This is a genomic window from Flagellimonas baculiformis (assembly GCF_033441575.1).
Classification (GTDB): Bacteria; Bacteroidota; Bacteroidia; order Flavobacteriales; family Flavobacteriaceae; genus Flagellimonas; species Flagellimonas baculiformis.
Genome location: NZ_JAUZVW010000027.1, coordinates 1 through 14,181, shown reverse-complemented (window position 1 = coordinate 14,181; position 14,181 = coordinate 1). Strand labels below are relative to the sequence as shown.

16 protein-coding genes are annotated in these 14,181 nt (G+C 46.5%); 13 read left to right on the top strand and 3 right to left on the bottom strand.

Features of this window, described 5'->3' with window-relative positions; all coding sequences use genetic code 11:
* Positions 1-187 precede the first annotated feature (187 nt).
* Positions 188-595, top strand: coding sequence for a hypothetical protein (locus tag SD450_RS19260; protein WP_318345983.1), 408 nt, complete (start codon positions 188-190; stop codon positions 593-595).
* 45 nt (positions 596-640) lie between these two features.
* Here the strand turns inward: SD450_RS19260 and SD450_RS19255 are convergent, their stop codons facing one another.
* Positions 641-3,622, bottom strand: a complete 2,982-nt coding sequence (locus SD450_RS19255; RefSeq protein WP_318345982.1) for a DNA polymerase III subunit alpha — start codon at positions 3,620-3,622, stop codon at positions 641-643.
* On the bottom strand, positions 3,622-4,836 hold the full coding sequence (gene dinB / locus SD450_RS19250; protein WP_318345981.1) for a DNA polymerase IV: 1,215 nt from the start codon (positions 4,834-4,836) through the stop codon (positions 3,622-3,624). The genes SD450_RS19255 and dinB overlap by 1 nt, the downstream gene beginning before the upstream one ends.
* A 119-nt stretch (positions 4,837-4,955) precedes the next feature.
* Between dinB and SD450_RS19245 the strand changes: the two genes are divergently transcribed.
* Positions 4,956-5,714: an SOS response-associated peptidase gene (locus tag SD450_RS19245; RefSeq protein ID WP_318345980.1), complete on the top strand. Its 759-nt coding sequence runs from the start codon at positions 4,956-4,958 to the stop codon at positions 5,712-5,714.
* A 340-nt stretch (positions 5,715-6,054) separates the two neighbouring features.
* Here SD450_RS19245 and SD450_RS19240 read toward each other — a convergent pair whose 3' ends face one another.
* A complete protein-coding gene (locus tag SD450_RS19240) occupies positions 6,055-6,240 on the bottom strand; it encodes a hypothetical protein (protein WP_318345979.1) in 186 nt (61 codons plus the stop codon).
* A gap of 329 nt (positions 6,241-6,569) precedes the next feature.
* Here SD450_RS19240 and SD450_RS19235 point away from each other — a divergent pair, with 329 nt between their 5' ends.
* From SD450_RS19235 to SD450_RS19185, 11 genes are all read left to right on the top strand, one after another.
* Positions 6,570-7,040 (top strand): Hsp20/alpha crystallin family protein, encoded by a 471-nt coding sequence (locus SD450_RS19235; RefSeq protein WP_318345978.1) that lies wholly within the window; start codon positions 6,570-6,572, stop codon positions 7,038-7,040.
* Positions 7,041-7,132: 92 nt separating this feature from the next.
* A complete protein-coding gene (locus SD450_RS19230; RefSeq protein WP_318345977.1) occupies positions 7,133-7,564 on the top strand; it encodes an Hsp20/alpha crystallin family protein in 432 nt (143 codons plus the stop codon).
* 33 nt (positions 7,565-7,597) lie between these two features.
* A complete protein-coding gene (locus tag SD450_RS19225) occupies positions 7,598-7,843 on the top strand; it encodes a hypothetical protein (RefSeq protein ID WP_318345976.1) in 246 nt (81 codons plus the stop codon).
* Positions 7,844-7,874: 31 nt separating this feature from the next.
* On the top strand, positions 7,875-8,363 hold the full coding sequence (locus tag SD450_RS19220) for a hypothetical protein (protein WP_318345975.1): 489 nt from the start codon (positions 7,875-7,877) through the stop codon (positions 8,361-8,363).
* Positions 8,364-8,464: 101 nt separating this feature from the next.
* Positions 8,465-9,244, top strand: coding sequence for a patatin-like phospholipase family protein (locus tag SD450_RS19215; protein WP_318345974.1), 780 nt, complete (start codon positions 8,465-8,467; stop codon positions 9,242-9,244).
* A 53-nt stretch (positions 9,245-9,297) separates the two neighbouring features.
* The gene (locus SD450_RS19210) at positions 9,298-9,483 is read left to right on the top strand and encodes a hypothetical protein (RefSeq protein WP_318345973.1); all 186 of its coding nucleotides are present in this window, start codon (positions 9,298-9,300) and stop codon (positions 9,481-9,483) included.
* A gap of 380 nt (positions 9,484-9,863) precedes the next feature.
* On the top strand, positions 9,864-11,303 hold the full coding sequence (nirK, locus tag SD450_RS19205; RefSeq protein ID WP_318345972.1) for a copper-containing nitrite reductase: 1,440 nt from the start codon (positions 9,864-9,866) through the stop codon (positions 11,301-11,303).
* Between the two features lie 14 nt (positions 11,304-11,317).
* Positions 11,318-12,097 carry a formylglycine-generating enzyme family protein gene (locus SD450_RS19200; RefSeq protein WP_318345971.1) on the top strand — a complete coding sequence of 260 codons (780 nt, stop codon included), beginning with the start codon at positions 11,318-11,320 and terminating at the stop codon, positions 12,095-12,097.
* Positions 12,098-12,107: 10 nt separating this feature from the next.
* The gene (locus SD450_RS19195) at positions 12,108-12,818 is read left to right on the top strand and encodes an SCO family protein (RefSeq protein WP_318345970.1); all 711 of its coding nucleotides are present in this window, start codon (positions 12,108-12,110) and stop codon (positions 12,816-12,818) included.
* Between the two features lie 475 nt (positions 12,819-13,293).
* Entirely contained in the window at positions 13,294-13,932 is a 639-nt protein-coding gene (locus tag SD450_RS19190; RefSeq protein ID WP_318345969.1) for a type IV toxin-antitoxin system AbiEi family antitoxin domain-containing protein, read from the top strand.
* Positions 13,929-14,120 carry a nucleotidyl transferase AbiEii/AbiGii toxin family protein gene (locus SD450_RS19185; protein ID WP_318345968.1) on the top strand — a complete coding sequence of 64 codons (192 nt, stop codon included), beginning with the start codon at positions 13,929-13,931 and terminating at the stop codon, positions 14,118-14,120. Before SD450_RS19190 ends, SD450_RS19185 begins: the two co-directional genes overlap by 4 nt.
* Positions 14,121-14,181: the final 61 nt, after the last annotated feature.

The following is a 14,181-nucleotide window of genomic DNA, read 5'->3' as shown; positions in this document are numbered from 1 at the left end:
AGACCCCCTCTTTTCAACATCATAATCTCAATAGATATAATCTATAAAACAAATCTAAAGGCCGTCCCTTGTCCGATAACAGGCTGCGACGTTTACCTTGTGCAAAGGATTGGTAACAGGCGGAACATGGGGACTGGAATTTGGCACAGCTTTTGAAACCTATGGTAGGAACCCTAAACAATAGCTTATGAAAACGTATGTATTAAGTATAGTGTCCCTGCTTTTTGTTTCTGGACATGCCGTGGCACAGCACCAGGGCAAAAAAGATTGGAAAGCCCATGAAAAAAGGCATAAGAAAGAAAGGGAATGGCAACTGGAGCATGATAAAAAAATGGCCGAATACCATAGGGAAATGCGAAAGAAAGAGCAGGAATACCATCGTGAACTTGCCAAGCATGAAAGGGAGTATTACAGGGAACTGAGAAAGCGTGAACTGGAACACCTAAACGAGTGCCATTACTGTGACCATGATTTTTACCACAATGACGACCATTATTACCGGGACGAGGTCTACTATTCCAGAAGGGCCCGTACCCCGTTAACCGTGGATGCCGAGCTTGTGCTCCCCAATGGTTCCATACGGGTACGGCTATAGTATGCCACACCATGATCCCTATGAAATTACAGTGCACAACCCCGATCAGGCAAGCTTGACCGGGGTTTTCCCTTCTTGCCTCGGATCGGGCTTTAAGGGCTGTTTGATGGTCGAGACCACCTCCAGACTGAAATGCCCGAACTCTTCGGTCACCGTTCCGTGGCATAGATAGATCCCCTTTCCATGAATGTGTGTGGATGCCATTGTTTGGGGAAAGTGGACACAGTCAAAAAAGTGACCTTTAAGATCGAGCATGGTGGTAAAGCGCATGGTGTCCCCTTTGGTGGTGGTGTTCAATCGGGTATGGACCATGGAGCCATAGATCCAAATTTTCTGGTTGACATGACCCTCAAAATCACTGGCGGTCAACCGGCTCTTCACCTTTCCCTCCATCAATTCATAGTACCCACATAGCGGAAACCCCAAGAGTTCCAACTGATCGTATGCATCCTCAATGGGGTGGGAAGGTAGATGCGGCAATGTAAAATGCCTGTGGTTGGGTTTAAAGAGTAGTTTCTGCAACGTATCCTTTCTATGGGCCTTGGTCTTGAACACGGCCTGCCATAGCACTTGCTTCTTGGGCACCCCAAAGACACGAAAGGCATCGATGCGCACCAGGATGGTCAACTGTTCGATGGCAATGGGAACCCTATCGATAAAATCATCAAAGTCCCTGAATTTGCCATGGAGCTGCCTTTCGTTGAGGATGCGTTGGATGACCAAACGTTCCAAACTCCGGAGCTGTCCCAGTCCCAGATAGATGTGCTTGCCATAGATGGTATTGACATGGTCACTGCGGTTGATACAAGGTGGATGGATAATACCTCCCCACATCTTGGCCTCATGCACATAGAGTTCCGTATCGTAAAACCCTCCCCCATTGTTGAGCACGGCCACCATAAACTCCAAGGGGAAATAGCATTTCAGGTAAAGACTCTGGTAGCTTTCCACGGCATAGGAAGCGGAATGCCCCTTGGCAAAGGCATAGCCCGCAAAACTCTCGATCTGTTCCCAGACCATTTGGGTCAGGGCGTCATCGTGCCCTTTTTGCCTGCAATTCCCAAAAAACTTCAACTTGACCGCCTGGAACTCCTCCCGAGAACGGAATTTTCCGCTCATCCCCCGTCGCAGCACATCGGCCTCCCCAAGGTCCAATCCTGCAAAGAGGTGGGCCACCTTGAGCACATCCTCTTGGTAGACCATGATCCCGTGGGTCTCCGGCATGATCTCCAAAAGGATGGGATTGGCCTCCTTGCGACGTTCCGGTTCCCGCTCCCTACGGATGTACTCATCCTTCATCCCCGAGGAGGATACCCCTGGACGGATCACGGAACTGGCTGCCACCAGGCCCAGATAGTCATGGGTCCGTAGCTTTTTCATCAGCCCCCGCATGGCCGGGGATTCCACATAGTAGGCCCCTATCGCCCTCCCTTGGCTCAACAGCCGGTTGATGTTGGCATCCCGTTTCATCGCCTCCACGCTTTTGATGTCCCAAAGCATGGCATCGGGTTGGTTGCCCTTGATGACCTCCACCGCCTCCTTGATCTTCGCCAATCCCCGCTGCCCCAAAATATCGAACTTGAACAGGCCCACATCCTCGGCAATGATCATGTCGAACTGCACCGTAGGGAACCCCTTGGGTGGCAGGGTCGTGGCCGAATAACAATGTTCGGAACGGTCCAGGATCAAAATCCCCGAGGAATGCACACTGATGTAATTGGGCATCCCATGGATATAGGTGGCGTATTTCAGTACCAATCGGGACAGCTCGTCCAAGGTTTCCTGTTCGTACCGTCCTGCACTGAGCTTATCGATCTCCTCGGTGGGCAGGCCGAACACCTTGCCCAGCTCCCGAACGGCGGCCCGGTACTTAAAGGTGTTGTAGGTCCCCAAAAGGGCGACATGCTCGAAGCGTTCAAAAATATAGGCCGTGACATCATCCCGGTCCCAGGTGGAAAAATCAATGTCAAAATCCGGGGGCGAGGCCCGAAAGGGGTTGATGAACCTTTCGAAATACAGGTCCAGTTCAATGGGATCCACATCGGTGATCCCGATCAGGTAGGCCACCAAGCTGTTGGCCCCACTTCCCCTCCCCACGTATGGGTATCCCTTGGACCTCGCATAGGAGATGATATCGTGGTTGATCAAAAAGTAGGACACAAAATCCAGTTCCTCGATGGTCTTCAGTTCCCGGAACATCCGTTCCTTGACCTGTTCCGTGGGTTGGGCATACCGTTTGGACAACCCATCCAATGCCAGTTCCCGTAACCGTGCCACATCCAATGCCTTTGACGCCAAAAAACGGGACTGGTTCTGGGAAACCCGCTCACTTCCAAACCCAAAGGCAATGGAACAGGAGTCCATCAACCGTTGGGTATTCTCCCAAATATGTGGAAAATCTGTCAAAGCTTTTTTCAGTTCGTCCATGGGCCGCAGGGTATCGGTAGGCTTGCCCTCCTCGGATTGGGGCAATTTGCTCAGCAGCGTGTTTAAGCCTATGGCCCGAAGCAATCGATGCGTATTGAAATCCTTTTTGCTGCGAAAGCTCACGGGCTGCAATAGCACCAATCTGTCGGTATAGTCCCGATACCGGGAGAACCGCAGTTTCCGGAGTTCCTCCACCGACACCCCTATGTATTCATAGGCCCGGAAGTCCGTCCGTTCCTCTTCCTGAATCTTCTCAAAGGGATAGATGACATGGACATTCCCAAATACTGGGGCCACGGAGGGAATCGGCGTTCCCTTGTGCAGATGCCGGGAAAGAAAGGCATTGAGCTCCCGAAACCCCTCATTGTTCTGCGCCAGGCCCACAAATTCCTGCACGTTCCCGTTCCGAAAATCGATCCCCAGAATGGGACGTATGCCCTGTTCGTTGGCCAAGCGCACAAAGTTCATCCCGGCCGAGCTGTTGTTGATATCGGTCAGGGCGAGGACTTCCACCCCATAAGAACGGGCCAGTTCCAAAAGCTCCGTTTCGGAGAACACCCCATAGTTCAGGGAATAGTTGGTATGGCAGTTCAGGTACATTATTGTTGTCTATGGGCCAATAAAATGGGTGGTTGTCCGTCAAAGGGATTGCCTCCCCTTCCTATGCTATGGGCCCCCAGGGCCGAGGCCCGCATCAGACTGGATTCCCCAAAGCGGTTCCGTACCCGGTCCATGGCCTGGTAGAGGTTGAGCAGTTTTTCATCGTCGGCGAACAGGTCGATCTGATAATGCCCCCCAACGATATGACTGTAGTTGACCCCAACGAGCCGGATCAGCATCCTCCGGTCATAGAGCGAGGTAAAGAGTTCCTTTACCAAGGGTACCAACACATGGTCAGCGGAAGTATAAGGAATCCGTTTCTGCTTGGTATAGGTCTTGAAATCACTGTACCGGATCTTGACGCTCACACAGCCCGTCATCTTATTGGCCCGGCGCAGTTGATAGGCCAGGTTCTCCGCCATGGCGAACAGGGTGGTCTCCAACTTGACCATGTCCGTGGTATCCTTGCCATAGGTCCGTTCCGTGGAAATGGACTTCCGCTCATGAAAAGGGACCAAGGGGGAATTGTCCAGTCCCTGTGCCCGCATCCAGATGGTCCGTCCATGAAGGCCAAAGGCACTTTCCAATAGTTCCAGGGGCAGTTCCTGTACCGTCCGGATGGTGGTCACCCCCATATTGGACAGCAGCCCGTAGGTCTTCTCTCCCACCGAGGGCAGTTTACGGATGTGCAAGGGGGCCAGGAACTCCTTTTCCAGTCCCAGGTCGATCTTCATCTGGTTGTTGGGCTTGGCCTCCCCGGTGGCCACTTTGGAGACCACCTTGTTGCGGGACAGTCCAAAGGAAATGGGCAACCCCGTCTCCTTGAGGATCCGTTGCCGCAGTTCCGAGGCATACTTGTAGCACCCAAAGAAGCGGTCCATCCCCGATAGGTCGGCATAGAACTCATCCACACTGGCCTTTTCAAAGACCGGGACACGCTCCTTGATGATCTCGGTCACGTTGTCCGAGAACTTCATATAGGTCCCTGCATTGCCCTTGATGACCGTGGCCTCCGGGCACAGCCTGCGGGCCACTTTCATGGACATCCCCGAGTGTACCCCAAAGCGTCGGGTCTCATAGCTACAGGCTGCGACCACCCCTCTGTCCCCCAGCCCACCGACCAAGAGGGGCCGCTTCATCAGACGGCTGTCCAGCAGCCGTTCACAGGAGACAAAGAAGGTGTCCAGATCGAGATGGAGAATGGTGGGTTTCATAAAAATATATTGGATTATTTCCTATTGTTTGGAATATATCCAAAATTACAGAAAGCGGGGATCGGTTTCAAAACTTTAACAATTTTCACTATCTTAATACAGCATAATCCAACCTCAAGATGTGCTACTCGACCAGACAGACCCGGGAACGGAAGGAGCTGGAAAAATTGCTATCCGTTAAGGCCCTATACGGTGATATTGACACCGACCTGGAACTCATCTATTTCCATGCCAACGGCTGGAGCCATCCCGTGATGTGGACCTTGGGCCAGGAAGAACCCAACAACATGCTCCCTGCCATGTGGGGCATCATGCCCCCCAAGGAAAGGCAGGAAAATTATACGGAGTATTTCAAGAACCCGAAGACCTTCGGGGGCCTCAACGCCAAATCCGAAAACCTCTTTGACCACTTTATGTACCGTTACTGTTGGGAAAACCAACGCTGCATCATTCCCGTGGACGGGTTCTTCGAACCCCACAACACGAAAGTAAAAATCAAGGGCAAGGATTTCAAAGTGCCTTTTTACTTCCATAGAAAGAACGGCGACCCGATATACTTGGCTGGTATCTATACCAACACGGCTGATGGAAGAAGGACCTTTGCGGTATTGACGAAGGACGCCACCCCCATGTTCGCTGAGATCCACAACGAAAAGAAACGACGTCCTGTCATCATCGATGACGAGAATCTGGAATCATGGCTATATAACGGCAACAATGCATCGGATGCCCAGGACCTGATCGATGACGATCTTTGGGAAGGAGATCTCGAAGCCTATCCCGTCACCAAGGACCTGTACAGCAGGACCATCGATTCCAACTATCCCGGAATCATAGACAAAGTGGACTACGAAGAAGTGTCCATTGACTATGGATGACCATAAAAAAAGAGGGGTCTGTTTCCAGACCCCCCGCTATATGTGAATTAATCTATAATTATTTTGGTCTGCTGCTCCATGGGAAGCTGCAAAGGTAGCATTCCATCCCTAAAGCACTTATCGGAGCATCTTGAAATAACCAAAAAGTTATACACCCATTTATCCAAGGCAATATTCAAAATGGTTCCTATCAACCATTTTTGGTGGTTTTTGATTTCCGTCAAACCCACCCCAACCCTACCAATTCTATTTAAAATTTACATCTCAAAAACTGCATCCAAGCGACCAACGACCCTAATTCTAAGCTAGCCCGCTTTACCATCAATTCTAATACCAGTGCTTAGGCCGAATAGGAGTGTCGCTTCATCTTGGTACGGGAGTGGCCAAACTCGTATTCTTTGCTGTGGAGCATTCGATGGTACACGGTCTCGTCAACGTTGACGGGAATCTCAAGATTAGGGAACTGGATCTGATAGGAATTTCCCTTTTTTCCGATGAGACTTACCTTAACTGGTTTTTTCTCCATAATCTAAATTTTTAAAAAAGTTAAACCATAAAAAAAATACCGTTTCACCTTGGGCAAACTCCGTTCCAAAGTTGAAACCCTATGATCTCTTCAACTTTATTCTTGGCAAAACGTCATTTAAAATGTCAAAATGACGTATTTATTCTAAATATTTTATTAAAATGAAATTATTAGACCCCGAATATTCCGAAAAAATGACATGGATTTTTAGAAGCTCTTAACAAAAAAATGACAGCAAACTATTTTGGCATTCCCTTTGTCCATTTAAAATCGGGGTATGGAAAACCCCAAATTTTTAGACAATATGTTAAACTTAAATTTTTTAAATCATGAGCAATTTAGTTTCTGTACCAAAAAATGGTAGTTTGGCAAAATCAACCTTGGACTTCCCGACCTGGTCCAACTGGATCGACGGTTTTTTCAGTTCGGACCTGCCTCCAGTGTTCACCTCAAATTTCAGCACCGGGATTACCGTACCCAAAGTAAATATCAAGGAAACAGCGGATGCCTATTGGGTAGAGATGGCCGTCCCCGGAATGAAAAAGTCCGATTTCCAGATCGATCTGGACAACCAACAGCTTTCCATCTCGACCGAGGTAAAACAGGAAGAGGAGGGCAAGGAGGACAACTACACCCGTAGGGAGTTCGCCTATGCATCCTTCAGGAGGTCTTTCACACTTCCCGATTCCATTGACGATGGCAAGATCAAGGCCTCGTACAACGACGGTATTCTGAGCATCCATCTACCGAAGAAGGAAGAGGCAAAGAAAAAGCCGGCAAGGACCATCAAGATCTCCTAACATTGCAGATTTTTTGACAGTTAAAATGGACGGGGGGCCAATAGTCCCCCGTCCATTGAACCCTACAATTGTTGAACCTAAATTTTTGCAAAATGAAAATTTTTGGCAAAGAGGTGGGTAAGGCAATCCAATTCCCACCAATCCTTAAATGGGTAAAGAAATGGACAAAGTACATAATGGGCATTGGCAAGCTTAGACCGATGGCCATGCCATCAATGGGCAGCACTATTGGGGAGACAGATTTTGGACTTTCCATCCCCATGCCCGGGTTCGATAAGGACAACGTAAAGATGGAACTTCAGGGCAACACCCTTATCATAAGCGGTGAGAAGGAACAATCCCGTGAAGTAAGGAAAAGATATGGGGGGCGCAGGGAATTTGCTCGTGCCACCTTCCACAAGACCTTGGACCTCCCTCGGGACATCGCCCCTGAGAGCATACATGCCACCCTGGAGAACGGGTTATTGCAGGTGCGCTTTTCCAATAGGGAAACAACGTACAGATGGCTCCACAAGGTGGCCTGAATCTGACTGTTCAGTATTAAAAACAGTTTGTTCATGGTACGAAAGTTCAAGGCAGGTGACCGGGTCAAGGTAAAGGGAGGTTCCGATGGCCCCAAAATGGAGATCCTCAAATATATCGCCAAGAAGGAACCCATATTTGGGTTTGTGGACAGGGACACCTATGTGGAATGTGTATGGTACCGCGATGGCGAGCGAAGATCCCGGATATTCCACCAGAACCGTCTTTCCAAGGTACTGGGCCCAAAAGGAATCTTCAAGACCCATCAAACTCGGCGATAGGAACAATGTTGAACCAAAAAAAAAACGAAAGATGAAAATTCAAATGCTATTTTTAACAGGTCTGTTACTGGCCCTTAACAGTTGCCAGGGCCAAGAAAAGAAGGAAAACAAATTGGTCGAGGAAGGCGGCCACAAAGAGGTCGCACAGCCCAAGGGCAGTTGGAAGGTCGATAGGGAATACGATGGGGACGGAAACCTCATTCGCTACGACAGTATCTATTCCTGGTCCTCCGATTCGTTGAACGAACTCTCTGGTCTGGACAGGGACAGCCTTTTGAGCAACTTTGAATCCAAGTTCTACAGCCACTTTTCACAGTTCAGGGACCAGGGGTTCGGGGACATTTTTGCGCCGGACTCACTCTTTAGCAAAAGGTTCTTCAACGACGGTTTTTTTGAAAGCGATTTCGGGGAGGACTTTATGGATCTTGACAACATCAGAAAGCGAATGATGGAAAGGCAAAGAAAGTTCCTGGAAAAGTACCGCTCCGACTTGGGGGTCGAAGAAAAGGACAGTATTTAGGGAACATAATGCGGACCGGTCATTGACCAAACCCAGCTTCTTTTAAAATGAACATTTGAAGAAAGGGGGTGCTATATCTCCTCCAATGAAAACTTTTGAAGATGAAATCGGAAACATTGATTGATGCCACACTTGGATTGGTGCTCTCGGGAGGAGGGGTGAAAGGGATGGCACATATTGGGCTCTTGAAGGCCCTGGAACAACGTGGGATCCATCCAAGCCAGATATCCGGCGTAAGTGCCGGGGCGCTCGTTGGTGGACTTTACGCGGACGGGGCTACCATTGAGGAGATGCTCCTTTTCTTCAAGGAAACCCCCTTGCTCAAGTACAACTTTGTAACCTTGAACAAACCAGGGCTGTTCGATACGGACAAGTACCTTCCCTTCTTTGATGACTTTTTCACGGCACGTCGGTTCGAGGAACTCGGCAAGCGGCTTGTGGTAGTGGCCACGAACCTGTTGAAGGGTGAACCGGTGTATTTCGAAAAAGGTGAATTATTTGGGCCCTTGTTGGCCTCGGCGGCCTTGCCTCCGGTATTCAGCCCTGTGTCCATTGATGGGCAGCTCTTTGCAGATGGCGGGATCATGAACAATTTTCCCGTGGAGCCCCTGACCGGAGCTTCCGACGTGATCATAGGATGTTATGCCACGTCCATGAAGGAAGTGGGCAAGGGACAGATCAAGAGCGCCCTTCAAATTTCACAAAGGGCCAATCTTTTGATGCTGCACGCCAATGCCATGGACAAACTGTACATACCCGATCTGTTGATCGTGCCCGAAGAGCTTGGAAAAATTGGGGTTTTGGACAAAAAAGGAATCGACAAGGCATTTGTCCTTGGCTACGACCATGCCAACCGGAGGCTGGATGAATGGTTACAGTAAACCGGAAGTGTTGAGCAGAATAAAACACACAAATGACCTAAAACTATTCGGATATGGGAAAATTGGCAATCGGAATATCTTTGATAATGGCGATCTACGCCCTTTTCCTGCACATCACTTACCTGTATTTCTTTGGGAATGGAAGTTCCCTGCACTTAAGCCTTAATGGATTTATCAAAAAATTCAAAGGGTTTTTAAGGTCGATAGAGAAAGGTTTGCCTGATGGTACAAGGCTTTAAGAAATAGCCCCACAGTACCAACAATTGTGTAGGCCCATGGCTGATTGTCTGATTGAACGAATCAACGTCATCTATGTGCATGGCACTTAAGCCACGGTTAAGAACGTTGACCAATCACAGGAACGGAAAAATAAGATGGAATGTTGATTTTTTGCAAGTGCAAACCCCCTTCCCTTTACAGAAAATGGAAAATTATGGCCATACCCATTGGAGAACCAAGCAATGGAATATAAGATGGCTTCTTCAATAAAAAGAATGAAACAGTCCTGAACTAGTTTAGGTTTTTCCTATAAAAAGGATAACTTTATCTTATTAATGGTTTTTTGCCTACCTATTTAATTATTATTAGTTTCAATGAAAATTCAAAAAAATCAACCAAAATGAAATCGATTCTGAAAATCCTTTCAATTGTTCTACTTCTGTCAGCGTATGGTTGCTTTAAAAGCAAAAAAAAGGTGTACACTAACACAGAGGATATTCCTGTTCATAGGGAAATGAAAGCGGAATTGACCGCTCCACCGAATGTTCCCAGGCCCGTAGGGGAAAGAAAGGCCAAAAAACTTATCGTTGAAATGGAAATCCTTGAAAAGGAAGGCGAATTGACCGATGGTGTAAGGTATGTGTTCTGGACTTTTGGGGGAACCGTACCTGGGAGCTTTATCAGGACCAGGGTCGGTGACGAAGTCGAATTCCATTTGCAGAACCACCCGGACAACAAGTTGCCCCACAATATTGATCTGCATGCCGTTACCGGTCCCGGGGGTGGAGCGGAGTCCTCTTTTGTTGCACCAGGGCATGAAAAGGTATTTTCCTTTAAAACCCTGAACCCTGGGCTCTATGTCTATCACTGTGCGACCGCACCAGTGGGTATGCACATCGCCAATGGCATGTACGGTTTGATCTTGGTGGAACCTGATGGCGGATTGCCTTTGGTCGACAGGGAATACTATATCATGCAAGGGGATTTTTATACCAAAGGGGCCAATGGTGAGCGTGGTCTACAACCTTTTGATATGCAAAAAGCCGTTGATGAAAAAGCAGATTATGTGGTCTTCAACGGAAATGTGGGCTCCTTGACAGGCGATAATGCCATTACTGCAAAGGTGGGGGAAACCGTTAGACTTTTTGTGGGCAATGGTGGTCCGGGTCTGGTGTCTTCTTTTCATGTCATTGGGGAAATATTTGATAAAGTACATGTGGAAGGAGGCGACTTAATAAACGAAAATGTACAGACCACTATGATCCCCGCAGGAGGAGCCGCCATTATAGAATTTCACGTCAATGTTCCCGGGACCTTCATTTTGGTGGACCATTCCATTTTTAGAGCGTTCAACAAAGGGGCATTGGGCATGCTGAAAGTGGAAGGAGAGGAAAACGAAAATATTTATTCCGGTGAGCAATATGATGGCATTTACCTGCCAGAAGGCCCTGGAATACAAGAAATGCCGACCACTAATGGCATTGTGGAATCTGAAATCCCAGCTAAAAATTTTGAAGAACAAATGAAGTTCGGCAAGCAGGTATATATGCAAACTTGTTTTGCTTGCCATCAGGCAGAAGGCCAAGGTATTCCGAATGCATTTCCTCCATTGGCAAAATCAGACTATCTAAATGCCGATGTCAATCGGGCCATTGATATTGTACTGAACGGAAAAACTGGTGAAATCACTGTCAATGGCCAAAAATATAATAGTGTCATGACCAGACAAATGCTCTCATCAGAAGAAATCGCCAATGTGCTCACCTATGTATATAACAGTTGGGGCAATAATAAAACAGTGGTTACCTCTGAAATGGTCAATAAAGTAAAAAACAAGTAGTTAAAACCAGCATCATGTTTGTGATTCCCTTTAGGGCAGCATTTGTCTGTTTGGTCTTTCAGACGTTTGGTTTTGCCCAGACAAATGGTATGGCAAGTATCAAAGGAGGTCGTTACATTCCTTTGTACGGAAGGGATTCATCCTTAGTTGAAGTCCAAGATTTTGAACTGGACACCTATCCGGTGACCAACGGCCAATTTTTACAGTTCTTAAAGGATAATCCTAAATGGCAAAAATCCAATATATTGAAACTTTATGCGGACGAAAACTATTTGCGCCAATTCAAAAATGATACGACCCTCAACGATATCGAAAATCTTAAAAGCCCGGTAACCCATGTATCCTGGTTTGCGGCCAAAGCGTTTTGTGAATGTCAGGGAAAACGATTGCCGACCATTGATGAATGGGAATATGTTGCAATGGCCGACGAAGTTTCCGCAGACGCCAGAAAAAAGGCCTCTTATAACCAAAAAATACTGTCGTGGTATGAAACGCCCAGGACCGATGAGAGATCCATCGGCGAAACCCCTAAAAATTATTGGGGCATATATGACTTGCATGGTTTGGTCTGGGAATGGACCCTGGATTTTAATTCTGTCCTGATATCAGGAGAATCCAGAAAAGATATGGATAGGGACAGCAATCTGTTCTGTGGGAGCGCAGCCATCGGCGCAACAGATCTCATGAACTATGCGGCCTTTATGCGCTATGCATTCAGGGGAAGTATTAAAGCCAGGTACAGTATTAAAAATCTTGGATTTAGGTGCGCGAAAAATAGTACGGAAACCCTCTAAAAACAAAAACATGAAACCCTATTTAGTTGTATTGATCCTATCTTTGACCCTTGGGGCCTGCAGGAACAACTATGCCGGGAAAGTGGATAAAGACATTGCATATCATTGCCCAATGCAATGCGAAGGAGACAAAACCTATGACCAAAAAGGGAGCTGCCCCATCTGTGAAATGGATATGGTCAAAGTTGAAAACAAAACAAAAAAAAGGACTGACAGGGCCTATTCAGATATGTCCATTTACAATCTTCCATCTACGTGGACAACACAAAATGGTACGGATATACAGCTCAAGGACCTGCAAGGTGATGTTTTGGTCATGGTCATGATCTATACCAGTTGCAAAGCAGCCTGTCCCCGCTTGGTGGCCGATATGCGAAATATCGAAGAACGCTTGCCCGAACATTCCAAGAAAAATGTGAAGATGATCTTTGTCAGTATAGACCCTGAAACCGATACCCCTGAACGTTTAAAGGCCTTTGCAAAAGAAAACTTTATGGACGAGGAGCCGTGGTTATTTTTACGCTCCACGGAAGAAAACACACGTGAATTTGCCGCTATTTTGTCGGTGGGCTACAAGGAAATTTCACCTATGGACTTTTCCCATTCAAACATCATCAGTGTCTTTGACCCTAATGGGGAAATGATCTTCCAACAGGAAGGATTGGGGGTAAATTCAGACAATACGGTAAAACATATAAACGCAGCGGTCGAGGCTATGTGATATTCAATGATCGAGCGCGTCCCACAAGGTCTCTGCAACAAAGGATTACAGGACCTTATGGTACTGGGTTTCAATTAAATTTTTCCCATGTTGGGATTCTATCCCCGCTACATAATTATAATGACTCCTTTATAGACCTTGGTTTCAATTTGTATGATGCCTTTGATAGGTGGAAACGCCGGACATACTATACCACACTCGCAAGGTACAATTGAGCACTCTTAGACCCAACACAAAAAATTGATTTTCAAATCACTACGGACAATTATTGGGTAGCTCCTTTTTTCCGATTTTAGTGGTCCCTACCATCCGGCTCATTCAATATAGGTTCCAGTGTATCCGCTTATCATGCTGTTAGAAAAAAAATACATAATCGGAAAAAATCCGATTATGTATTTCATTTTTTTACATATTATTGCTAATTTTGATGCACTTAATCGGATATTATCCGATTATATAATCATATATTCACAATATGGACTTTAGAGCGAAGATAAAGGATTTTGCAGAAGGCCCCATTTCCAGGCATTTGATTTTGGAGTTACTTAGCGATTACGATCGCCCAAATGATAAAATCAGTGAGTTGATCAAAAACAAGGAGCTCATATCCATTAGAAGGGGACTTTACATAACAGGGCCGGAAATGGATTTACCATCACCGGAACCATTTCTAATAGCAAACCACCTAAGGGGGCCCAGTTATGTTTCATTGGAAGCTGCATTGTCCCATTGGAACTTAATCCCGGAGAGAATTTATGAGATCAGTTCAGCAACTATAAAAACCTCTAAAACATATAAAACCCCAGTTGGAAGATTTAGTTACCATCAGCTAAAGTTACCCTATTACTCTTATGGTATAAAAAGTATAGCATACTCCACCAGACAAACGGTACTGATTGCTTCTCCTGAAAAGGCATTGTGCGACAAAATAGTATTGACACCAAGGGTGAATCTCAGAAGCATCAAGCAAACGCAACAATTTCTATTGGACGATCTCCGGATGGACCGTGAAATATTGAATACCTTGAATCTGGAGGTTATGGACACATGGGTTGAAAACGCACCTAAAAAAAACAGTCTAAAAATGCTTATCAAAACATTGAGGTTATTATGATAAAAGAATGGATAGAGGAATATAATCCAAAAAATGAAGAAGAGATATTGTCCGCACTACGTGAAATAATGCAAGAAATCACATTGGCAGGTTTATCCAGGACCAATTTTTTCGAAAAAGCAGCTTTTTATGGCGGAACCGCTCTCAGAATTTTCTATGGACTGGACAGATATTCTTATCCAAGGTAAATCGTTATCCAAAGTTCTTGATAGGTACTCTTCATAAATACCTGTAAACCAATATTACTTT

Bases quoted from the DNA above. Each gene is read 5' to 3' on its own strand.
- SD450_RS19235 (WP_318345978.1), top strand. From the start codon at position 6,570: ATGAGCAATTTAGTTTCTGTACCAAAAAATGGTAGTTTGGCAAAATCA.
- dinB (WP_318345981.1), bottom strand. From the start codon at position 4,836: ATGAAACCCACCATTCTCCATCTCGATCTGGACACCTTCTTTGTCTCC.
- SD450_RS19210 (WP_318345973.1), top strand. From the start codon at position 9,298: ATGGGAAAATTGGCAATCGGAATATCTTTGATAATGGCGATCTACGCC.
- SD450_RS19185 (WP_318345968.1), top strand. From the start codon at position 13,929: ATGATAAAAGAATGGATAGAGGAATATAATCCAAAAAATGAAGAAGAG.
- SD450_RS19200 (WP_318345971.1), top strand. From the start codon at position 11,318: ATGTTTGTGATTCCCTTTAGGGCAGCATTTGTCTGTTTGGTCTTTCAG.
- SD450_RS19260 (WP_318345983.1), top strand. From the start codon at position 188: ATGAAAACGTATGTATTAAGTATAGTGTCCCTGCTTTTTGTTTCTGGA.
- SD450_RS19255 (WP_318345982.1), bottom strand. From the start codon at position 3,622: ATGTACCTGAACTGCCATACCAACTATTCCCTGAACTATGGGGTGTTC.
- SD450_RS19220 (WP_318345975.1), top strand. From the start codon at position 7,875: ATGAAAATTCAAATGCTATTTTTAACAGGTCTGTTACTGGCCCTTAAC.
- SD450_RS19215 (WP_318345974.1), top strand. From the start codon at position 8,465: ATGAAATCGGAAACATTGATTGATGCCACACTTGGATTGGTGCTCTCG.
- SD450_RS19240 (WP_318345979.1), bottom strand. From the start codon at position 6,240: ATGGAGAAAAAACCAGTTAAGGTAAGTCTCATCGGAAAAAAGGGAAAT.
- nirK (WP_318345972.1), top strand. From the start codon at position 9,864: ATGAAATCGATTCTGAAAATCCTTTCAATTGTTCTACTTCTGTCAGCG.
- SD450_RS19195 (WP_318345970.1), top strand. From the start codon at position 12,108: ATGAAACCCTATTTAGTTGTATTGATCCTATCTTTGACCCTTGGGGCC.
- SD450_RS19190 (WP_318345969.1), top strand. From the start codon at position 13,294: ATGGACTTTAGAGCGAAGATAAAGGATTTTGCAGAAGGCCCCATTTCC.
- SD450_RS19245 (WP_318345980.1), top strand. From the start codon at position 4,956: ATGTGCTACTCGACCAGACAGACCCGGGAACGGAAGGAGCTGGAAAAA.
- SD450_RS19230 (WP_318345977.1), top strand. From the start codon at position 7,133: ATGAAAATTTTTGGCAAAGAGGTGGGTAAGGCAATCCAATTCCCACCA.
- SD450_RS19225 (WP_318345976.1), top strand. From the start codon at position 7,598: ATGGTACGAAAGTTCAAGGCAGGTGACCGGGTCAAGGTAAAGGGAGGT.